The organism is Binatus soli (SeqCode) (genome assembly GCF_050015535.1).
Classification (GTDB): domain Bacteria; phylum Desulfobacterota; class Binatia; order Binatales; family Binataceae; genus Binatus; species Binatus soli.
The window spans coordinates 73,331-95,000 of the sequence record NZ_JBEKBF010000013.1; the positions used below are offsets into that span (position 1 = coordinate 73,331).

Consider the following 21,670-nt stretch of genomic DNA (forward strand, 5'->3'; position numbering starts at 1 on the left):
TATACATAATACGCTTTGGCCCGGCGTACGCAAAATGGCCCCCGGCGCTCTAAGCGGATCCCGCTCCCGCCTCGCCGCCTGCCACTGGCGCGGGCGTCGTCACGAACGCGATCGCGCCCGTCAGACCGCCCACCATCGTCGCCGCAAACCACAGCAGCCCTAGCGCGATCGCATCCTCCTTGCGCATTCCGGCCATCCCGAACAGCACCAGGTAGGCCGATTCGCGAATCCCCAACCCATTCAACGTCAGCGGCAGACTCGCAAACACGTTCGCAATCGGAACGCAAAGGATAAACAGCGAGAGCGGCGCCGCCAGGCCAAGTCCGGCCGCCAGAATGTACTGGCACACGGCCAGTCCGATTTGCAGCACGATCGACAATGCGATCGCCGGAATAAGCGCCGCGGGATTATGCAGATACGGCGCGATCAGGCCGCCCGCGCGGCGCATAGATCGCGGCATCAGATGAATCAGGCGCGCGACGAGTGGCGATGCGAGAAATCCCGCCATCGCGATCGCACCGACCACGACTGTCGGCGTGATGACCGAGCGCGGGAGCGGCGCGAAGTTCAGGAACATCGCCGCGATCGCCGCCAGCCAGAACAAGCTGATCAATCCCACGCCGCGATCCGCAACTACCGACGCGATCGCCTCGCCCATCCTGCCATGGCGCCGTCCGAGATAGACGGATCGCGCCGCATCGCCGCCGAGCAATCCCGGCACGAACAGATTCGTGAACATGCCCAAGAATGTGTAGGCGAGAAACTCGCAATAGCGGCCGTGCACTTTCGGGATCGCGGCCAGGATTTGCCATCGATACGCACACATCGCCTGACCTGCGAGGTAGAGTGCGACGGCTGCGGCAAAGCAGGCCGGACGCTCACGGCTGAGGATTCGAAAAATCGGCCGCGCGTCGTAATGCCACAACAAAACGGCAACCACCGCCACTCCCAACCCCGCCCGCATCGCAAACGCGCGATACGGATGCGCCGGGCGGGCGGCAGATGCAACCGCGGGCGTCGATGCGGCCTGCTCAGTTGAGGGTGATTGGTTCACGGCGCGAGATTCGTTCACGTCGGATAATTGCGCGCTTCTTTCCTTCGATTGCGATCACGTCGAAGTCGCCCAAGCGCTCCTTCATTCGCGCGAGATCGCCGGCGTCGAGCACGATCACGACACGGCCCGGCTGCTCCCATCGCCGCAACATCTGCTCGTCGCTATTCAGGAACCACTCGCGCGCGTCCGGGTCCAGGCGCGCGCCGAAGTCGAGTTCCGTGCGCCCGCCGACCAGGACGACGCGGCGGCGATTGTAGAACGCCAGCGACTGAACGTAGCGATGGTAACAGATGATGGCCGCGTCGGGCGCCGTCTCGGCGATCTCGCGGCTAAGTCCGGCGTACGAACGCATCGGCTCGGTCTCCAGCCGGGCCCATCCGCCCGCAATCAACGCAAACGCGAGCGTGACGATGATCGCCCCGAGTCCCGCCGGATTGCGGCGCGTAACGAACATCGACGTCGTCGCCGCGCCTCCCGCCACCAGGATCGCGCCGATCGCGTACATCGCCGGCCGCGCCGCCATCACGTACGGAGTGCGAAGTTGCGGCGCCGCGATCGCCGCGACGATCACGCCGGCGCCCAACAGCGCAAGCATCGGGCCGCTCTCGATGAGTATCCGGGAATCCGGCGGCCGAATCGCGGCCCGTGAGTCCGCGGTCGGCCATGCGCATGACACGAGTCCGTCGGCGATCAGCACGGCCAGCGGCGGGATGGCCGGCAGGATGTACGGGATCAGCTTCGCACTCGCGCACGAGAAAGCGACCACGGTGACGCCCGCCGCGACAATGCAGAAGCTTCGCGCCGGATTACGCGGGGCCGCGCGGCAGGTGAGGAACGGTACGAGCAACGACCACGGCAGCAGTCCGACGGCGAGCACCGGAAGGTAGAAGTAGAACGCTTCGCTATGGCTGTAGTCGGTCTCGAACACGCGTCTGAGATGTTCGCCGACGAAGTAGAAGTCGGCGAAGCCCGGCTCGCGGATGGTCATCGCGACAAACCACGGCGCCGCGATCAGAATCGTGAGCAAAAGACCCGGTATCGCGCGGAATTTCGCGATCGCGCCGCCCAGTTCACGATTTAATGTCAACCAAAGCAGCATCGAGAAAATTGGGATCGCCGCACCCACGGGCCCCTTGGTCATCACCGCCAAACCCATCGCGACGTACGCGATCCAGCACCATCGGCCGCCTTCATCCCGGTGCAGATAAAGCGAAAAGGTCGCGATCGTCACCAGTGCCGTGAGCATCATGTCGGTCGTGAGCACCTGGGCCATCAATGCGTACAGCGGAGTCGTGGCGAGGATGGCGGCGGCAAGAATCGCGTGGCGGCGCCCGAACGCGCGAAGCGCGAAAAGATAGGTCGCGAGTATTCCGGCGATTGCGGACAGTGCGACGGGGAGCCGCGCGGCAAATTCCGAAACTCCGAAGATCCAGAAAGAGAGCGTGGTCAGCCAGTAGAGCAGCGGCGGTTTTTCAACATAGGCAACGTAGTTGAGATGCGGCACGAGCAGATTGCCGCTTTGCAGCATCTCGCGCGCAATCTCCGCGTAGCGCGCCTCGTCGGGCTCCCAGAGACCGAATGAACCGAGATGAAACAGGCAGACCGCAAGCGAGAGCGCGACTATTGCACCGACGTCATATCCGATCGGCGTCGGATGCCATCGCGGCGCCGGCGGCTGGACGAAGGCAGGCGAAGAGTTATTGTTGCGAGCGATCCCGGACACGAGGATTGAGTCTAACGTGCCGGGACGATGGCTAATAGCCGACGGCGCCGCCGCCCTTGCGCGGATCGAACTCACCACGGAAATTTCCCGGTGCGATAGTGATCGCACCGACCGCTCCGAGCGCGGGCACCAGCTTGAGGTTGTAGCCCATCTGCTCGAGCGCGCTGCGGGTCGCTGCGGGCATCGCCTCTTCAACGATCACGGCGTCGGGCGCGGCCTGCTCGTGAATTCGCGGCTCCGCGACGGCGCTGGCGGGGTCAAGATGAAAGGAAAGGATGTCGAGCGCGACCTGCAACACGCCGCTGACGATGGTAGGACCGCCGGACCCGCCGGCCGTCATGACGGGCAGGCCGCTCCTGGTGACGATTATCGGCGTCATCGACGAGAGCGGGCGCTTGCCGGGCCTCACCTCATTGGCGCGCTCGCCTTCGAGGCGATACGCGTTGGGCACGCCGGCCGCGACGGCGAAATCGTCCATCTCATCGTTGAGGATGAGGCCGAGCGCCGGCACGCTCATCTTGGCGCCGAACACGGTGTTGATGGTGGTGGTCAGCGCAACGACGTTGCCGTCTTTGTCCGCGACGAGCAGATTCGATGTGCCATGATCGTGCGCAGGCGCTGGCGGTGGCGGCGGTGACTTTCTGTGCAGAGCACGCTCGCGCAATTCCTGAATGTGGGCGTCGGTCAGCAGCCGCTCGGTCTGGACGCCTACGAAAGATGGATCGGCGTATTGCTCGCGATCGATAAAACCCTGGCGCATCACTTCGATCAAACGCGCCAGGTACGGTGGCGAGTTGATGCCGAGGCCGGGGAGATGCCCTGATTCGAGCGCCCCGAGCATCTCGAGGACCACGCCGCCCGACGACGGCGGCGGCATCACATAGACTTCATAGCCCTCGTAGCGGCGGCGAATGGGGTCGCGCCAGACGGGACGATAGTTGGCGAGGTCGGCGGCGCCGATCAGTCCGCCGTGCGCCTTCATGAACGCGGCGAGCGCGGTTGCGACTTCGCCGTGATAGAAATTCGCGACCGGATCGTCACCGAGGTGTCTGAGCGTCGCGGCGAGATTCTTTTCGACGATCATGTCGCCGGCCTTGGGCGCGGAGCCGTCGGGCTTCAGGAAAACCTGGCTCAGTCCGGGATCGTTTTTGAGCTTCGCGGCGAGCCGTTCGATTTCGCCCGCCAGATGCGGACTCGCGGCGAAACCGCCGTCGGCGAGTTTCTCCGCAGGCGCCGCGATTTGCTGAAACTTCATGGTGCCGAAGCGCCTGAGCGCGGCGTCGATGCCCGCGATCTCACCCGGCACCCCCACCGCCAGCACGCCATCGCGCGCCAATTCCTCGTCGGGCTTGCCGTCGCGAAGGTACATGTCGGGACGGGCTTGCAGCGGCGCGGTTTCGCGATAATCGAGCGCGTAGAAAGCGTGGGTCTTCGCGATGTAGATCAGCATGAAGCCGCCGCCGCCAATTCCGCACGCCGCCGGATTGGTAACCCCCACTGCCAACGCGGCAGCCACGGCAGAATCGACGGCGTTGCCGCCGTGTTTGAGTATCTCGACGCCGGCGCGCGCCGCGTCCTCGCTTTCCGACACGACCATTCCATGGACGCCGACCGCGGAGGTATCGGGAGCCGCGCCGGCCGCATGGGAGGGCGCCGCAACGAACATCGCGATCGCCAGTGCGAGCGAGACAGCCGTCGCGCGCGAATAATCGGCCCAAAGTTGAATCCGGCGTGGCATCGGCATCACGGCTTTACTAACAGCCATCGCCGACGGATGAAAGCAGCGACCGGGCGAACGTACAGACTAACGTCCAGACGAGCACAAGCGTGCAAAGAGCCTGCGCTGCCGTCGCAACGGCCCGTTAGATTTAGCAGATGGGAAGTGCTTTGATCGCTGGACGCAGCACCCTATGAGAACCGGAGGGAAAAATGGACTTCGCCGAAATCATCTACGACAAGAAGGATCGCGTCGCCACGGTAACGATGAACCGGCCCGCGAAGCTCAACGCGTGGACGCCAAAGATGGGCGCGGAGATGCGCACCGCGATGCTGGATGCCGAGCGCGATCCCTCGATCGGCGCGATAATCGTCACCGGTGCGGGTCGCGCGTACTGCGCCGGCGCCGACATGGGCGGGCTGTCTGATGTCGCCGCGGGAACTGCGTCGGCGCGCGGGCTCGGGGCGAAGGCGCCTGATGAATGGCTGGACACGCAACGCGCCGATTACCGTACGGCGTACTCGTGGCCGATGGCGTTCAACACTCCGGTGATCGGCGCGATCAACGGCGCGTGCGTGGGCCTGGGTTTCACCACCTGTCTGTACCACGACGTCAGGATCGCGTCGGACAACGCGCGGATGGGTTTGATCTTCACCCAGCGCGGGCTTGCGATCGAGCACGGCAGCAGTTGGATGTTGCCGCGAATCGTCGGCCTGGCCCGCGCGATGGAGCTGGCGCTTACCGGCCGGCTGATGGATGCGAACGAGGCGCTCGAGATGGGGTTGGTCAGCCGGGTCGTGCCGCAGGACAAGCTGATGGCGACGGCGCGCGAGACCGCGTCGGCGATCGCGAACAAATGCTCCCCGCTCGGGGTCGCGCAGGCGAAGAAGATGATCTACCAGCATCTGTTCACCGATCTCGCCACCGCCGTGCGCGACGACGACGCATCGATGGAGATGATGACGCATTCGCAGGACTTCAAAGAGGGCGTGAAAGCGTTTTTAGAGAAGCGCGCGCCGAAGTTCACCGGCAAGTAGCGAAGCGCGGGAACGCGCGCCAGCCTGATCCCTGCGGCTACTTGTCGAGCGGATGCTTGAACTTGCGGTCGGGATGACGAATCGTAAGCACCGGGCAGGACGACTTCTGGACGACGCGTTCGGCCACGCTGCCCATCAGAACGTGCGCCAATCCGGTGCGTCCGTGGGTGCCGAGCACGATCAGATCGGCGTTCTCGCTCTGGGCCGCGTGCAGAATTTCCAGGAACGGCGAACCAACCTTGAGCTGGACCTTGACCTTGAGGCCTCCCTCGCGCAGCTTGCCGGCAATCTTGTCGAGCTCCTTCTGCGCGAGCATCCGTTGCTCTTCGGCAATCCGGCCCATCGCGCCGACGTCCATCGCGGGGCCCAGTTCCGGCGTCATCATTACCGGCGCGAGCGGTTGATCGACATGTACCAGCACGATCTCGGCCGAGAACTTGAGAGCGAGCTCCTGGGCGTAGGTAAGCGCCAGGGTCGAGTCTTCGGAGAAATCGGTTGCGGCGACAATTTTTGAAAAAGTTGGCACGCAGCAACCATAACGCCGGGACGGCGATCGTGGCAAGGGACGGATGCGCCTGCGCGCGGACTCGACCGACGGATTAGCGCTGCATTACAATTTGCCCAAAATCGTGGGAAACTGAGATTCTATGGCTACCAGCCGCGGATTCGGGATTGCAGACTTCGAGCGCGCCTTCGACGAGTTCTTCGACGAAATGTTGATCGACCGATGGAAATGCGCGGCGCCCAGCGTTGAATTCGAACGCGCGCAGGTCATCGAGCATCGCGATCGTTACGAAGTGCGAGTCGCGGCGGTCGGCGTCGATCCCGCAAAGATCCAGGCCGAGGTCTCGGGCCAGCGGCTGGCGGTTCGCGTGCCGGACAAACTCGGCGGGACGCTCGAGAGTTCATTTGCGTTCTCCAACTCGATCGACGCCGACACCTCGACCGCGAAGTGGTCCGAGGGCACGCTGCTTATCACCCTGCCGAAAAAGAAAGGCCGGCGAATCGCGCTCAAGGCTTCGTGATCGCGCGCCGCGAATGCCGCTACCAATATGGCTGACAAGGGCGACCTCATCGCTACCGACGCCGGTGCCGCGCTGATTCACGTACCGCCGCCCGCCGAGCTTGACGCTGCCGAACTCAAGGCACAGGTACTGCTCGATGCAGCCTCACTGGAGCGCGCCGCGTCCGGCGATGGCGACCTCGAGCTGTTTGGGCAGGGCCGCGCGCTTGACGCGATACGGCTCGCGATCGGAATCGACGCGGCCGGCTACAACGTTTTCGTAAGCGGCCTGCGCTCGCGCCATGAGCGCGAATCGGTCCTGCGCCTGCTCCGCGAAAAGGCCGCGACGATGCCGACGCCCGGCGACTGGGTGTACGTAAACAATTTTCGAAATCCCGAGTCTCCGGTCGCCATCTGCTTGCAGCCGGGCCAGGGGGTCGAGCTGCGCACGCGGATGACGGAGCTGATCGGCTTCGTGCTCGAGCAGTTGCCGAAAGCCTTTCGGCGCGAGGACTTCGATCAGGAGCGCGCGGCGCTGCGCGACAAGTACAACAAGCGCGCGCAGGAACTGTTCGGAAATCTCGAGACGCGCGCCCGCGAGCGCGGCTTCGCGCTCCAGAGCGCGCCGACCGGACAGGTGATATTCATCCCGCTGATCGACGGCAAGATGCCCGAGTCGCCCGAAGTGCTCGGCAAAGCGATGGCGGCAAAGACCGACGCCGAGCGCGAGCAGCTGGCGAAGGTGCAGGGTGATCTGCAGGACGAACTCGGCACGTTGATGCTCAAGCAGCAGGAAATGATGCACGAGCTGATCGACGACATCCGCGCAATCGAGCGCGCGTTCGCGGCGCGGCTGATCACGCCGTCAATTGAAGAGTTAAAGCATCACTTTAATAATCCCGCGGTCGACGCCTACCTCCATGAAGTCGCGGATCACATGCTCGGCAATCTCGATCGCTTCCGCGAACCGCCGCCCGAGCAGGGCGCAAGGCCGCCGGGAATCGAGGACGGCGCGCGATGGTTCGACTACCAGGTCAACGTGATGGTCGATAACTCGGCCACCCGCGGAGCGCCGGTGGTGCTCGAGGATGCGCCCACGTATCGCAACCTGTTCGGGACGATCGAGCGATGGATCGATCCGCTGGGGCGGTCGGGGACCAACTTCACGCGGATCATAGGCGGATCGTTTCTGAAATCGCACGGCGGTTTTCTGGTCTTCGATCTCGAGGATGCGGTGGTCGAGCCGAGCGTCTGGAAAACGCTCAAGCGCAGCCTCAAGTCGGGGCGCATGACGCCGGAGACTTTCGAGCCGCTGCCGTTTTTCTCGATGAGCGGACTGAAGCCCGAACCGATCGAGATTCGCAACAAGGTCGTGGTGCTGGGCGGCGCGTATCTTTACAGCGTGCTTTACTTCTACGAGCCGGACTTCGCGGACCTGTTCAAGGTCAAGGCCGAGATGCGGCCCTCGGTGGCGGCCGACGGCGCGGCTGCCGCGCATTATGCCGCGCACGTGGGCGCCCTGGCGCGCAGGGAGAATCTGCCGCCGTTCGAGGCGGGCGCACTGGCCAGGATCGTGGAATTCGGCATGCGGATGGCGGGCGACAGGTCGCGAGTGCTCGCGATGCTGGAACCGATAGACGATCTCGCGCGCGAGTCGGGGTACTTCGCGCGGATCGAAATGGCTAAGCGCGTTACCGGCGCGCACGTCGAGCGGGCGCTTGGCGAGCGGATGCTGCGGCTCAATTTTATCGAGGAGGAAATCCGCCGGCTGATCGGCGAAGGCACCCTCATCGTTCATATTCGCGGCGCCAGCGTTGGACAGATCAACGGGCTGGCCGTGCTGGACGTCGGCGGTTACAGTTTCGGGCGGCCGGCGCGCGTAACCGCGACCGTGGCGCTTGGGCAGGCGGGCGTGATCAACATCGAGCGCGAGGCGCGGATGTCGGGATCGACGCACGACAAGGGAATCATGATCCTGAGCGGATTTATCCGCGCCCGGTTCGGACAGCAGCACCCGATCGCGATGACGGCGGGCATCTGCTTCGAGCAATCCTACTCGGGAATCGACGGCGACAGCGCCAGCTCGACCGAGCTGTACGCTCTCCTGTCGGCTCTGTCGGGAGTGCCGCTTCGGCAGGACCTGGCGGTGACGGGGTCGGTCGATCAATACGGAACCGTGCAGGCGATTGGCGGCGTCAACCAGAAGGTCGAGGGCTTCTATCGCGTCTGCAAGGCGATCGGTCTGACCGGCACGCAGGGCGTGATTGTGCCGCGCACCAACGTCTCGAACCTGATGCTCGATCCGGAGACCACCGGCGCGATCGAGCGGGGGGAATTCCACATCTATCCGATCGATACGATCGATCGCGGAATCGAGGCTTTGACCGGGGTGCGCGCGGGAACGATCGACGAGCCCGGAACGATCAACCATCTCGTCGATCGGCAGCTCAAGCGCATGGCTGATATCCTGCGCGAACGCCCGCTGGGCGAAACTCGCGTGGTGCAGGAGCCGGCGCCGAACCCGCCCGCGCCCAAACCGCCCGCCCCGCCCGAGCCCCCCCGCTAGCAGGCGCACGTCGCTACGACGGCTATATCGTGCAATCGACCGGCGGCGGCATCCGGGCGCTGGCGGCAACCTTGGGCATCTGTGCCCCGGCTTCTGGAAACGATAGAATGCCGTCGCTTTGTCGGCTCCAGAGTCTTACGTCGAATGGATGAACCAGCATCCCGGGTTCAATCCGCGTGCTCAGCAAAACTCGAACGCTCTGTCGGGCTTTGTGGTTGCAGACCTATGCGCGGCATCTCCCTCGATTCAGATCGGACTCGCGTCTGGTCTGCTACACGAAAAGAAAAACGCCGAAGTTTATACCAAGGTCGCCAATCGCAATGTGGACCTGATTCTTCACACGGGCACAGCCCCAGTAATCTCGGTCGTTACGTCGGTTGAGAACAAGTCCATCATGGCGGCGCACGGTAAGGCCCGAAAGAACCGCTACGGCGATCTGATCGCGTACTCGAATCACATGCACAATCATCGCCGTGATTGCATAGCGGCTGGCATCGTGATCGTGAACATCTCGCCCACCTACGAGAATCCCGATCCCTTCGCCAAGGGTATGGTGCGCGCGAAATTCGATATGCAAAAGGTAGTGGCGGCGACGGTCAAGCTGTTCGCCGGAATGCCGCTCAGGGACGATCCCGACGAACCGTCAGACCAACCAGAAGCATTGGCGGTGATTGTGGTCGATTACGACGGTGGAAATCCATCGAAACTGGTAACGGAGCTGCCAGCGCCTCAGCTTGGCGAATCAATCCATTACGGCAGCTTCTTGAAACGGATCGCGATATTGTACGAGAAGCGTTTTAACCAACCGGCACAGTGACTTGGTTGAACAAGCCTGTCAGTTCGTCCTCCAAACGATCTAGCGCCTTGTCCACATAGCTGTTGTCTATCTCCACGCCAATGCTGTTGCGAAAGCATCGCGCGGCAGCAATCATGCTGGTTCCCGTGCCCGCGAACGGATCGAGCACGGTATCGCCGGTGAAAGAGAACATCCGAATCAGGCGATAGGCCAGTTCTTTTGGATACGGTGCGGGGTGGTCGCGGGTAGAAGCGCCGTTCAGCGTCGTCCATACCTGTTGGAACCAAGCTGCATGTTCTTCCTTCGTGAGTCGCGATTCGTCCCGTTGCGTTTGGGTCGGCTTGCGATATCCACCGGGTTTCCGCAGCATCAGGATAAACTCGATATCGTTCTTGATGATGGCGTTGGGTTCGTAAGGTTTGCCCAAGAAGCTCGACCCGTTTTCGACTTCGTAGCTGGCGTTTGCGATCTTGTACCAAAAGATCGGCGTAAGGTTATCAAAGCCCAAGCGCCGAGCACGCACGATGATATCGGCGTGCAGGGGCATCACCATATGGCGACCATGTACGCGGCGCGGTAAACAAACATCGCCCACCACGCAAACGATCCTGCCGCCCGGAACCAGCACGCGAAAGCAATGCTTCCAGACCTTTTCCAATTCGTCGTGAAACTGCTCGTAATTGGCGATCATCCCGAGCTGGCCCTCGCACATAGGGTATTGCTTGAGAGTCCAATACGGTGGCGAGGTCAGAACCAGATGGACCGATTCATCCTCGATCCAGTCGAGTTCTCGCGCATCGCCTTGGCGCAGGGTGTGAGTGGTCGAGCCCACTTGAAAGACTGTCCGGCGCGGGCGCGGCGGCTTCGGTTTCTCTTTCAATCAAAATCTCCCTAAGGATCGAGAGTATCATCTCGGGGCTCCGGTTATCGAGCCGGAGCGCCTTGGCGAAAGCCGCGCCTGTTGAAATCGGCAGCAACCCCGCGCGATCCCAATTTGATCCCAATTGCGCCCCCCACATGGCAAAATCGCGCTCTGGCGTGGGGTTTCTGCTACCAGCGCGCGCATTTCCAGCGCACCGACTCCACCAGCGCGCGCCGGTCAGATGGAAGAGGCGTTCGCCACGATCGAGCAAGCCTTCTCCGCCGTTGGATCAGCTAAGCGGGTAGCCGGGTATACTCGCGTGCGTTGGATTTGTTGGACGTATCCGACGACCGTTTTTCCGCATCCTGCTGGAAGGGGCGCGGCGCATTTCTGTCCGCTGGGAAGGAGACATCAACAGAGGCTCGCGCAGCGCGCGATAGGATGAACTCGAATCCTCGCGCCGGGCGTCGGGCGGCGCTCACGCACCGTACCGTCGCGCTGATATGCTCTCACGTATGCGCCTGGAGTCGCTCGTTGTCGCAACCGTCTTCTGCGTGTTAGCCACGGCTGGAGCGGTCCGGGCCGAGGCGGGGAGTTCCTCCGCCCAGCCGACGACTCAGGTTTGTTTCAGTCCGCCCCTGCCTGGCGGTTGCGATCCCCAGGTGGCGATTTTGTCTGCGATCGGGTCCGCGCAGCGCTCCGTTTTGGTGCAAGCCTACTCTCTCACCTCCGGCAAAATCACTGCGGCCCTAATCGCCGCGAAACAAAACCGCCGGGACGTGCAGGTGATCGTCGATCGCTCTCAGCTCCGTGCAGATCGCAAGGAGGCCAATGCAGTACTCCGCCTTGAAGCTGCCGGCATTAGAGTGCTCGTGGATTCGCCGGAATCGGGAATTGCTCACAGCAAGGTGATTCTTATTGACCGCGAAATCGTGATCACGGGCAGCTATAATTTCAGTAAGTCTGCCGAGGCCCGTAACGCTGAAAATTTGCTGATCATTCGAGACGCGAAGACAGCCGCATCGTACGAAGAGAATTGGAGAGACCGAGCCGAGAGGTCGCATCCCCTTCAGCTTTCCAATACGCAGGGCGCGGCTCCCGACAAAGCGCCGAGATCTGGCGCGCCTCCTGCCGGCGGCGTGGTCGGCAATCGGAGGACCGGAATTTACGAGTGGCCCGGATGTCCCGCGTACAAGACGATTTCACCTAGAAACAGAGTCGAGTTCGCAGACGCCGCAACGGCCGAGGCCTCGGGTTACCGCGCCGCCCGGAACTGCCGGTGAGGCGGGGAAGAAGGAGACATCGCCGATGACGATCGATCTCCGGCTCGACCCCGCCGAGGTCGCGCTGCTCACCGATCTCTACGAGCTTACAGTCAGCGCGGCGTTCTTCGAGCACGGATTCAACGATACCGCGTCGTTCGAAGTCGCGATGCGCCGGATGCCGCCGGGCCGCGGATTCATGGTCGCAGCCGGCATCGAACGGCTGGCCGAGGCGCTGGAGGAATATCGTTTCGACGCCGCCGCGATCGGGCATCTCGAGTCGCTGCAACTTTTCAAGCCGGATTTTCTTGAATTTCTTTCGAAACTCCGCTTTACCGGTTCGATCCGGGCGATTCCCGAAGGCACGATTTATTTCGCCGGCGAACCGATCGTGGAGATCCGCGCGCCGCTGATCGAAGGCCAGCTGATCGAGACGCTGGCGCTCAACCAACTCGGATTCGCTTCGATTGTCGCGACCAAAGCCGCGCGATGCTTCGTCGTCGCGGGCGGCAGGCGGTTGGTCGACTTCGGTCCGCGCCGCGCGCAGGGCGCCGATGCGGCTCTTATCGCGGCGCGCTCGAGCTACCTGGCGGGCTTTCACGGCACCGCCAACGTGCTCGCGGGCAAGCGCTACGGAATCCCCGTTTTCGGCACGATGAGCCACAGCTTCGTGATGGCGCACGAGCGCGAGCGCGACGCGTTCAGCGATTTTGTCTCGAGCTTCCCGGCGCTCAGCACGCTGCTTGTTGACACCTACGACACGGTGCATGGCGTCGAGAATGCGGCCGCGGTCGGCGCGAAATTTCGCGAGGCGGGCGTGAAAATCCAGGGCGTGCGGTTGGACAGCGGCGACCTCCACGAACTCAGCCGCAAGACGCGGCGGATTCTCGATCAGGCCGGCTTCGGCGACATCGCAATCGTCGCGAGCGGCAACCTCGACGAATACCGAATCGCGGAACTCACCGACGCAGATGCGCCGATCGATGCGTTCGGGGTCGGCGCCGCGCTCGCGGTCAGCGACGACGCGCCGGCGGCTGACTTCACCTACCAGCTCGTCGATTACAAGGATCACGGCCGGCTCAAGACCTCGGCCGGAAAAATTTCAACGCCGGGCCGCAAGCAGTTGTTCCGCGCTTATGCGCCGAGCGGATCGTTCTTTGCGGACTTGATCGGAATTGTGGACGAGGGCGCGACTACCGTGGCGCGCGAGTTTAAGCCGATCCCGGCGAAAACGGTTCAACTGATGGAGACGGTTTTGGACAAAGGCCGCCGGATCATGCCCCGTCCGACACTGGCCGCGGCGCGCGAGCGGCTGATGAATGGACTGACGGCCCTCGATGCCCGCTACAAGACGATCCGGCGGCCGGCGGAGTTTCCGGTGCGACAGACCGCGGCGCTCGGCGCGCTGGTGATCAGCGAAAAACTGCGCGCGGATAAACGCCAGGATTAGATCGCAGCTCTGCTACGGATTCGACGGTCCCAAGCCTGACGACACGCCGGCAACAAACGGCGTCGTCCGCTCGGGTGGCGGTGAATCCCGCAGACTGTGCGCGGCGGCGGCCAGATGGGCGGAGTCGAAAGTCAAGAGCAATGGCTTGATGAGATCCAGGCGAGGACGGGAATCGGGCGTCCATCGCGTCGGCGCGGGATAATCGATTTCGGAGGCGATTGCACGGTAGCGCTCCATCAGCGGTCTCACGCCCTCGTACGTGCCAACGATCACGATGGCGACCTGGCCGCCGGGCGCCAGGACGATTTGCCAGTCGGTATAGGCGTGGGGCGCCGCATCGACAAGCCAGTCGCGCGGAATGAGGTCGAGCCGTTTGAGTTCAAGCGCAGACAGCTTCGAGAGATCGTGTCCGTCGGCGAGATACTTTCCGGCTGCCTCGAGGATCGTATCGAATCGCAGCGCGTCGGCGCGCGCTTCGACCTGCGCGGCTGGAAGCTTGGCGTAAGATCCGAACGAATCGCGCGGGATTTTGTAAATCCACACGCCTTTTTCGTTCAGTGCCGCGACTCCGAGCGATGCGAGGGTCCGCTGCCAGATCGGAAAATTTGCTTCCTTCGGGTCCGCGATTACGGCCCGCACGCCGAAGCGGGCGATGTAGGCCTTGAGCTGATCGGCAGGCTCGGGCAGATCGATACTGCCGTAAAAGTAGCTAACCACCGGCATTCGACGGAACTCGAACGGCGAGAATCCTGTCCATCCGCCGGCCATCCGGAAGTACATTTCGCTCTGCAATTGCCAGTACATGCTGTTGCCCTTGTACCCCCATGGCAATGGCAAAATGATCTCGCGCGGTTCAAGTTCATTTGCGTATGTTCGGTCGGTGAAGAATGCGGGGATGTCGAGCCTGCTCACCCAAAACGATGCATGCGGATTCGGCGCGATTGATGCCACGATGATCGCCGCCACCGCGAGTTTGGAAACTCCGCGCGCCGACGACGACGCGAACCACATGGCAATCATCACGGCCACGACCAGAAACGCGTACATCATGAAGCGCACCGGCAGGATATTCTCGATTAGGGGAAGGTGTTGGAAGATGGCCCAGGGCATCGGAAACCCCTGCACTCCAGCAATGTGCAGAGTCGGGCCGATGGCGGCGATGATGATCGCAAGAAACAAAATTGTGAGAAACTTACCCGCCGGCGTCGGCCAGAAGCGGCGCCGGAATATCTCGGCGAACACGATCAACACGACGCCGAGATAGTCGCCGTTCTCCATGATAGTGCCTGTGAAGCGGCCCGTGATCGCGGTCGCAAAATCGGCGGCGCCCCACCAGATGGTGTGCCACGGCACGAGGAATCCAATCAAATCCGCACTATACTTGCTGGGCGGCCAGATCGGCCCACTCGGATGACCGAGGGCGAGCAAGTAATAGAAGTAAGCTGAGAGTACGGCTGTAGAGATCAAGTATCCGCCGACGGTGGGAATGATTAGGCGTCGGAGCCGGATGCGGGCGCCGCCATCGAAAAGCACAAGCGCAAGCAGCAGTGAGAATCCGCTGACCAGCGTTGTGGTCGCGAAGAGATCAACCGAACACAAAAATAGAGTGACCAGCAGCGCCGCCAGCATCACGGCAAAACGTGCCGCCGAGATCTCGTCGTCGAGGCGCTTGAGCGCGATCAGCGCGATCAGCGGCGCCGGAAAAATCGCGATACAAACGAGGTGGCCGAGTACCTGGCCAAGCATGTAGGGAGAAAAACCGAAGATGTATCCGCCCAGAACGGAAGGCCAGAATGCTCCCGTCACGCGCCGGCATAGCAGAAACGCGGCAAATGCCGCGAGCGGCGACATCAGCGTTACGATGATGTTGTAGGTTGCGGGCTCGCCCACCGTGACTTGCAGAGGGATCGAGACCCAGGCGGGGATCGGGACGAAGGTCGTCCACGCCAGGTTGATTCCGAGCGGCGCCCAGACGAAGTCGGTGACGAACGGGTTGAGCCCGTGCGCGATCGAAAACCGCCACCAGTTGAAAAACCACATCGTCTGCGGCGGATCGGTATCGCGCCCGATGTAGTAGCCCGAATGTCCGATGAGCCCGCGATCAAGCAAAAGAACCGCTAGTGAGAAGTAAAGCGCGAACGCTCCGAACGACTGCAATCGATGTCGCGCGCGATCCGACGAAGTCATCAGCGGGAATCCGCGCCGAGGAATGGCGTCGTCATCTCGGGCGGCGGCGAAGATTTAAGTTGCCTGGCCGCAGCCTCGACTTGAGCGCGATCGAAAATAACCAGGATCGGGGCGAGCTGATCCTCGGACGGCGAAGACCGGGGATTCCATCGCGACGGCGCTGGATACAGCAACTCGGCTTTGTCCAAATAGCGGTCCAGCAGAGGCTTCACGCCTTGAGGAGAACCCCACAAGGCGATCCCGATCCGCTTATCTGCCAAAACACCGACTGACCAACTGCTGACCGAATTGGGCGCGGTGGCTATCTGCCAGTCGGGCGGCAAAAGATTGAGGCGCTTCAGTTCCGGTGCGGATAGCTTGAGGGGATCGTTTCCACCGGCGATATAGTCTGCCGTGGCTGCGAGAACAGTATCAAACCTGAGCGCGAGCGCACGCGCCTCGATCTCGGCTCCGGTCAATTTCGCATATGCCGCGAATTTTCCCGGCGGAATTTTGTAAATTAACACACCGCCGGACTGTTCGGCGGCCACTCCGAGCGATGCGAGCGCCGGTTCGAGTGTGTCGAATCGTTCGTATGATGGGTCGGCGACGATAGCGGTCACATCGAACCGCGCCAGGTACGCTTTGAGCTGATCGCCGGCTTCCGGCAGGTCTGTCTGGCCGTAAAATAGATCCACGATCGGCATCCGCACGAACTCGAATGGCGAGTTTCTCGTCCATCCGCCGGCCATCCTGAAGTACATGTCGCTCTGCGCCTGCCAGTACATGCTTTTGCCAGTGTGCGGGAACGGCAATGGTAGGATGATCTCGCGTGGTGAGAGTTCTTTTTCATACAGTCTATCGGCGAAGAACGCGGGAGGGTCGAGCCTGCTTACCCAGAAGGAGGTGCTCGGATTTGGCGCGAAGAACAAAACGATCAACGCGGCAGTTAAATTTTTCGTTGATGACCGTACCGACGCACTGCTGAGCCAGATAGCCGCGATCAGCGAAATTAAGAGCGCCGTGTACACAGAGAATCTCACCGGCAGCGCGATCGAAATCAGCGGCAACCGCCCGACAATCGCCCACGGCATCGGAAATATCGCAGATCCCCCCACGCGCAGCGCTGGCCCGAGCGAAGCGACAATGGCAATCGCGAGCATCGTAATCAGGAAGCTGCCCGCCGATGTGCGCCACGCAGCCCGCCAGTAAGCCTCGATTACGATGAGCAGCGGGATTCCGATGTAAGCTGCGTTCTCGTAAATGTCCGCGCCAAACGTTCCTGTTATTGCCCGCGCGAATCCAAAGGCGCCGAGGAGATTCGTCTCAGTGGGAATGAAGAAATTGAGCAGGTCTGCGGTGAAATTGCCGGGTGACCAAATCGGACCGTGAGGGAAGCCGAGAGCGAAGAGATAGTAGAGGTATGGCGAGACGACGATCATCGCGATCGCGTAAGCCGCAGCCAGAGAACCAATCAGGCCGAGTAATCTTGCCCGCGTTTCGCCGCCGAAAAAAACGATGGCGATCAACAGGGCGAATCCGCCGAAGACGGTCATGGTCGCGAAGAGTTCGATCCCGCAGAGAAATTGCACTATCAGGAGCGCCGCAATCTCGAGCGTGAAGCGCCGCGCTGAAATCTCGCCGTCGAGGCGGCGAAGCCCTGTCAACGCTGCGAGCGGAACCGGAAAGGCAAGTATCAAATTCAAATGGCCCCCCAGCATCTGACCCAACATGTACGGCGAGAAGCCGAAGATGTAACCGCCGAGGATTGACGGCCAGAAGGCGCCGGTGACGCGACGGCATAGCAGAAATGCCGAAAGCGTGGCGAGCGGGAGCGCGACGAGACAGAGAATGTTGTAAGCTGCGGCTTCGCCGAACCAGCACCCAATCGGAATTGCGACCCATGCCGGAAGCGGTATGAACGCTGACCATGCGAGATTGAATCCGAGCGGCGCCCACAACAGATCAGTCAAAAAAGGGTTGACACGATGATCAAGCGCGTACCGCCACCATCGCATGAACCACATGTATATGGGAGGGTCGGCTTCACGCCCGATGTAAGCGGTCGTCAGATGGCCTGCGAGACCACGCCCAAACAGAAGAATCGACAAGGCGAGAAAGAACACGAAGGCTGCGGTCCGCTCATATCGGCCGTAGTGGCTATTGACGTGAGCCATTATGTTAGGAGGGGCGCGAAGCTATGCGCGATGACTCGTGGCTGAGGTCGCGCCTGTGGCGTCCAGTGCGGAGGCGGCGTCGAGGATGCATTGCTCGGTCGTCGGCCAATCGATGCACGGGTCGGTGACGGAGACGCCGTACTTGAGCTTGGTGCGATCCGAGCTGAGCGGTTGGTTACCGGCTTCGATATTGCTCTCGAGCATCGCGCCCATGATCGCGCGACTGCCAGCGCGCACCTGATCAATCAGCGTCCGCAGCACCGCGGGCTGTTTGGTGAAGTCCTTGCTCGTCTGCGCGTGCGAGCAATCCACCATCATGCGCGGCTCCAGCGCGGCGCTCGCGAGCATCCGGCGGCATTCCTCGATACTGGCGGCGTCGTAGTTCGGCTTGCGTCCGCCGCGGAGCACGATGTGAGTATCGGGATTTCCCGAGGTGCGGATCACAGCCGAGATTCCGTCCTGGGTGATGCCGAGAAAAGAATGCGGCCGGCGCGCCGATTGAATTGCGTTGATCGCAACCTGCAGATTTCCTTCCGTCGTGTTCTTGAATCCGACCGGCATCGACAACCCGCTCGCCATCTCGCGATGGGTCTGCGACTCGGTCGTGCGTGCGCCGATCGCGGCCCACGCGACCAGGTCCGCGATATACTGCGGCGTGATCGGATCGAGCAGTTCGGTCCCCGCCGCGAGGCCCATCCGATTTATTTCGATCAACAATCGGCGTGCGATGCGCAATCCTTCACGCATATCGCAGCTGTCGTCCATGTGCGGATCGTTGATGAGCCCCTTCCATCCCACGGTCGTGCGCGGCTTTTCGAAGTACACGCGCATGATCACGTGGAGCCGATCCGAGGTGGCGTCCTTCAGCTTCGCCAGCCGCCGGGCATAATCGATCGCGGCGTCGGGGTCGTGTATCGAACACGGGCCGACTATGCACAGCATCCTGCGGTCCCGCCCCGCCAGGATTTCGCGAATCGTCTGGCGCGCCTCGACCACGGTCTGCGCAATTCCCTCGTCCACCGGCATCTCGTTCTTGAGCAGATTCGGCGCGATCAGCGGTTCGGTGGCGAGAACGTGGACATCCTGAATTTGACGCATAGATGGCCCCTATTTTTATCCGAAAGGACGCGGCTAACAAAGCCGCTGCCTATTGGGCATAATACCGTTCGAATCGAATCCCTGGACCCGACGCAGAATGCCGTGATGGAAGAAAAGGGCGAACCGCAACCGAACCCAGAAGGGCGGCATAAGAGCGGCGAACCGCCTGCAGTCGGCCGGCCGCCGCGACTCCTCCGCGTCAGGCTCTGGCAGGCGATCGCGGGGATGTCTGTTGCCGTCGCACTCGCGTCACTCATCGTGATGTCCGAACTCGCCGGCTCGCTCGCGCGACGCACCAACTATGTGAATCGCCGCGTAGCTGCTCTGAATGCGACCGTCCGCGATCTACGCCGCCAGACGGCGGTCACACAGCGCAAGCTCGGCTCCGAGCGCGAACGCGCCACGGTGGGTGAGGTGTTTGAGAAAATCCTTTTCGCGCCGGACCTTCGCACTATCAAACTGGCCGCGCCCGCCGAGAAGGATAAGGAAAAAGACAAATCCATCAAGCAATCCGGCGGCTTCGAACTCGCCTCCGGACGGCTCGCGATGAGCGAGTCGGCCGGCGCTGCGATGCTCGAAGCGAACGGACTCAAGCCAACCGGCGCCTTCCAGGTTTACCGCATCTGGTGGATGGCGAAACGCGGCGTGCCTATTTGGGCCGCGGATTTTCTGGTCGGCGACGACGGCCTTGCCACGGTTCCGGTGGATTTGCCGCCCGGGCACGAGAAAGAACCGTCGCTCAGCGTCACGCTGGAGGATGAATCATACAGCGAGGCTCCTGCTGGTCCGATCGCGCTCAAAGGGGAAGCCTCGCCGGTATCGGGAACAGTGCAGAGTCCGCGTAAATCGCGACGATAATCGCTCCGTCGTGCGCCGGCGTGCGGATAGTCAAACGGCCCTTCTGGCGCGAAAATAAACGAAATTGGCGAGCGGAGACGGATCAGTCGGCGCCCGCGAACTCGAGCAGGATTCGGTACGCCCATCGCGATTTTCCCTCCGTCGAGGGGGGGCTTTACTTCGACCGTCAATATGCGTAAATTGTTTTTCGGCGGCGCTTTTCGGCGCGGCCTGTGGAAATTTCGCCTCAGAATCCTCACATAGCCGTTGACACGGTTCGGATTAAGAGAGTATAGTTTCCTTTCGCCCCAAAAGGGTTGGTCTTTGAAAACTGAATAGTAGTGCATGCCTTAATCGGCGGCGGGGGTCCAGGAATGGACCTGATGCCCGACCGATTTCTTTGATTTAATTGCGGTCAGTCCTGCCGTTCCATGACGCGTTAGCCGCGTCTCGAACGGTGGATATACTGAGCTATAATGGAGAGTTTGATCCTGGCTCAGAACGAACGCTGGCGGCGTGCCTGAGACATGCAAGTCGTGGGAGAAAGTCGTAGCAATACGGCTAGTAAACCGGCGCACGGGTGAGTAACACGTGGACAACCTGCCTTGGAGTCTGGGATAACCCGTCGAAAGACGAGCTAATACCGGATAAGACCACGGGAAGTTCGCTTCCTGAGGTAAAAGATGGCCTCTGCTCCTGCAAGCTATCACTTTGAGAGGGGTCCGCGTCCTATCAGCTAGTTGGCGAGGTAACGGCTCACCAAGGCTAAGACGGGTAGCTGGTCTGAGAGGATGGTCAGCCACACTGGGACTGAGACACGGCCCAGAGTCCTACGGGATGCAGCAGTCAGGAATATTGCGCAATGGAGGAAACTCTGACGCAGCGACGCCGCGTGGGTGATGAAGGCCTTCGGGTCGTAAAGCCCTGTCGGAGGGGAAGAAAAGTCTGTTGGCTAATATCCAGCGGACCTTTGACGGTACCCTCAAAGGAAGCACCGGCTAACTCCGTGCCAGCAGCCGCGGTAAGACGGAGGGTGCAAGCGTTGTTCGGATTGACTGGGCGTAAAGGGCGTGTAGGCGGTTGGTCAAGTCGGATGTGAAAGCCTGGGGCTCAGCCCCAGAAGTGCATCCGAAACTAGCCAGCTAGAGCGCGATAGAGGAGGGTGGAATTCCTGGTGTAGCGGTGAAATGCGTAGATATCAGGAGGAACACCGGCGGCGAAGGCGGCCCTCTGGGTCGTTGCTGACGCTGAGACGCGAAAGCGTGGGGAGCAAACAGGATTAGATACCCTGGTAGTCCACGCCTTAAACGATGGGTACTAGGTGTTCGGGGTGTTGACCCCCTGAGTGCCGCAGTTAACGCATTAAGTACCCCGCCTGGGGACTACGGCCGCAAGGTTAAAACTCAAAGGAATTGACGGGGGCCCGCACAAGCGGTGGAGCATGCTGTTCAATTCGACGCGACGCGAAGAACCTTACCTGGGCTAGACAACGGCGGACCGCCTGAGAAATCAGGTTTTCCCTTCGGGGACTGCCGGTTCAGGTGTTGCATGGCTGTCGTCAGCTCGTGTCGTGAGATGTTGGGTTAAGTCCCGCAACGAGCGCAACCCCTGCCCTTAGTTGCCACCGGGTAATGCCGAGCACTCTATGGGGACTGCACGGGTCAACCGTGAGGAAGGCGGGGATGACGTCAAGTCATCATGGCCCTTATGTCCAGGGCAACAAGCGTGCTACAATGGATTACACAAAGGGTTGCAAACTCGCGAGAGCCAGCTAATCCCAAAAAGTAGTCCTCAGTTCGGATCGGAGTCTGCAACTCGACTCCGTGAAGTTGGAATCGCTAGTAATCGCGGATCAGAACGCCGCGGTGAATACGTTCTCGGGCCTTGTACACACCGCCCGTCACGCCATGGAAGCCTGCTGT

Annotated in this window: 15 protein-coding genes and 1 rRNA gene (1 of these 16 only partly in view); 8 read left to right on the plus strand and 8 right to left on the minus strand. The window is 61.7% G+C overall.

All coding sequences use genetic code 11. From position 1 onward, the window contains the following. Positions 1-49 precede the first annotated feature (49 nt). Genes ABR989_RS11505 through ggt form a run of 3 tightly spaced genes read right to left on the minus strand, consistent with a single transcriptional unit; the run spans position 50 to position 4,542 of the window. A complete protein-coding gene (locus ABR989_RS11505; protein WP_428128600.1) occupies positions 50-1,054 on the minus strand; it encodes a lysylphosphatidylglycerol synthase transmembrane domain-containing protein in 1,005 nt (334 codons plus the stop codon). Further along, positions 1,032-2,852 carry a glycosyltransferase family 39 protein gene (locus tag ABR989_RS11510; RefSeq protein ID WP_428128602.1) on the minus strand — a complete coding sequence of 607 codons (1,821 nt, stop codon included), beginning with the start codon at positions 2,850-2,852 and terminating at the stop codon, positions 1,032-1,034. Before ABR989_RS11510 ends, ABR989_RS11505 begins: the two co-directional genes overlap by 23 nt. Further along, positions 2,809-4,542 carry a gamma-glutamyltransferase gene (gene ggt / locus ABR989_RS11515; protein ID WP_428128605.1) on the minus strand — a complete coding sequence of 578 codons (1,734 nt, stop codon included), beginning with the start codon at positions 4,540-4,542 and terminating at the stop codon, positions 2,809-2,811. The genes ABR989_RS11510 and ggt overlap by 44 nt, the downstream gene beginning before the upstream one ends. A gap of 164 nt (positions 4,543-4,706) precedes the next feature. Between ggt and ABR989_RS11520 the strand changes: the two genes are divergently transcribed. Then, positions 4,707-5,531 (plus strand): enoyl-CoA hydratase-related protein, encoded by an 825-nt coding sequence (locus ABR989_RS11520; RefSeq protein ID WP_428128608.1) that lies wholly within the window; start codon positions 4,707-4,709, stop codon positions 5,529-5,531. 37 nt (positions 5,532-5,568) lie between these two features. Here ABR989_RS11520 and ABR989_RS11525 read toward each other — a convergent pair whose 3' ends face one another. Then, positions 5,569-6,057: a universal stress protein gene (locus ABR989_RS11525; protein ID WP_428128611.1), complete on the minus strand. Its 489-nt coding sequence runs from the start codon at positions 6,055-6,057 to the stop codon at positions 5,569-5,571. Positions 6,058-6,178: 121 nt separating this feature from the next. Here ABR989_RS11525 and ABR989_RS11530 point away from each other — a divergent pair, with 121 nt between their 5' ends. The 3 genes from ABR989_RS11530 (at position 6,179) to ABR989_RS11540 (ending at position 9,917) form a co-directional block, all read left to right on the plus strand. Beyond that, complete coding sequence (locus ABR989_RS11530; RefSeq protein ID WP_428128612.1) at positions 6,179-6,556, plus strand: Hsp20/alpha crystallin family protein; 378 nt, start codon at positions 6,179-6,181, stop codon at positions 6,554-6,556. Between the two features lie 27 nt (positions 6,557-6,583). After that, positions 6,584-9,100, plus strand: coding sequence for a Lon protease family protein (locus tag ABR989_RS11535; protein WP_428128613.1), 2,517 nt, complete (start codon positions 6,584-6,586; stop codon positions 9,098-9,100). 148 nt (positions 9,101-9,248) lie between these two features. Then, complete coding sequence (locus tag ABR989_RS11540) at positions 9,249-9,917, plus strand: hypothetical protein (protein ID WP_428128614.1); 669 nt, start codon at positions 9,249-9,251, stop codon at positions 9,915-9,917. Here the strand turns inward: ABR989_RS11540 and ABR989_RS11545 are convergent. Continuing rightward, on the minus strand, positions 9,898-10,776 hold the full coding sequence (locus ABR989_RS11545; protein WP_428128615.1) for a DNA-methyltransferase: 879 nt from the start codon (positions 10,774-10,776) through the stop codon (positions 9,898-9,900). The two genes, ABR989_RS11540 and ABR989_RS11545, sit on opposite strands and share 20 nt — an antisense overlap. A gap of 497 nt (positions 10,777-11,273) precedes the next feature. Between ABR989_RS11545 and ABR989_RS11550 the strand changes: the two genes are divergently transcribed. Together ABR989_RS11550 and ABR989_RS11555 are read left to right on the plus strand one after the other, a co-directional pair. Continuing rightward, positions 11,274-12,041 (plus strand): phospholipase D-like domain-containing protein, encoded by a 768-nt coding sequence (locus tag ABR989_RS11550; RefSeq protein ID WP_428128617.1) that lies wholly within the window; start codon positions 11,274-11,276, stop codon positions 12,039-12,041. A 25-nt stretch (positions 12,042-12,066) separates the two neighbouring features. After that, a complete protein-coding gene (locus ABR989_RS11555; RefSeq protein ID WP_428128619.1) occupies positions 12,067-13,470 on the plus strand; it encodes a nicotinate phosphoribosyltransferase in 1,404 nt (467 codons plus the stop codon). Between the two features lie 12 nt (positions 13,471-13,482). Here ABR989_RS11555 and ABR989_RS11560 read toward each other — a convergent pair whose 3' ends face one another. From ABR989_RS11560 to ABR989_RS11570, 3 genes are read right to left on the minus strand one after another with little or no spacing between them, the layout of a single operon-like run. Then, the gene (locus ABR989_RS11560) at positions 13,483-15,657 is read right to left on the minus strand and encodes a glycosyltransferase family protein (protein ID WP_428128621.1); all 2,175 of its coding nucleotides are present in this window, start codon (positions 15,655-15,657) and stop codon (positions 13,483-13,485) included. Then, positions 15,657-17,813: a hypothetical protein gene (locus tag ABR989_RS11565; RefSeq protein ID WP_428128623.1), complete on the minus strand. Its 2,157-nt coding sequence runs from the start codon at positions 17,811-17,813 to the stop codon at positions 15,657-15,659. The genes ABR989_RS11560 and ABR989_RS11565 overlap by 1 nt, the downstream gene beginning before the upstream one ends. 21 nt (positions 17,814-17,834) lie before the next feature. Then, positions 17,835-18,911, minus strand: a complete 1,077-nt coding sequence (locus tag ABR989_RS11570; protein ID WP_428128625.1) for a 3-deoxy-7-phosphoheptulonate synthase — start codon at positions 18,909-18,911, stop codon at positions 17,835-17,837. Between the two features lie 225 nt (positions 18,912-19,136). Here ABR989_RS11570 and ABR989_RS11575 point away from each other — a divergent pair, with 225 nt between their 5' ends. Both ABR989_RS11575 and ABR989_RS11580 read left to right on the plus strand, forming a co-directional pair. Beyond that, positions 19,137-19,769 carry an anti-sigma factor gene (locus tag ABR989_RS11575; RefSeq protein ID WP_428128627.1) on the plus strand — a complete coding sequence of 211 codons (633 nt, stop codon included), beginning with the start codon at positions 19,137-19,139 and terminating at the stop codon, positions 19,767-19,769. Positions 19,770-20,221: 452 nt separating this feature from the next. Continuing rightward, positions 20,222-21,670 (plus strand): 16S ribosomal RNA (locus ABR989_RS11580); it runs 117 nt beyond the window's last position.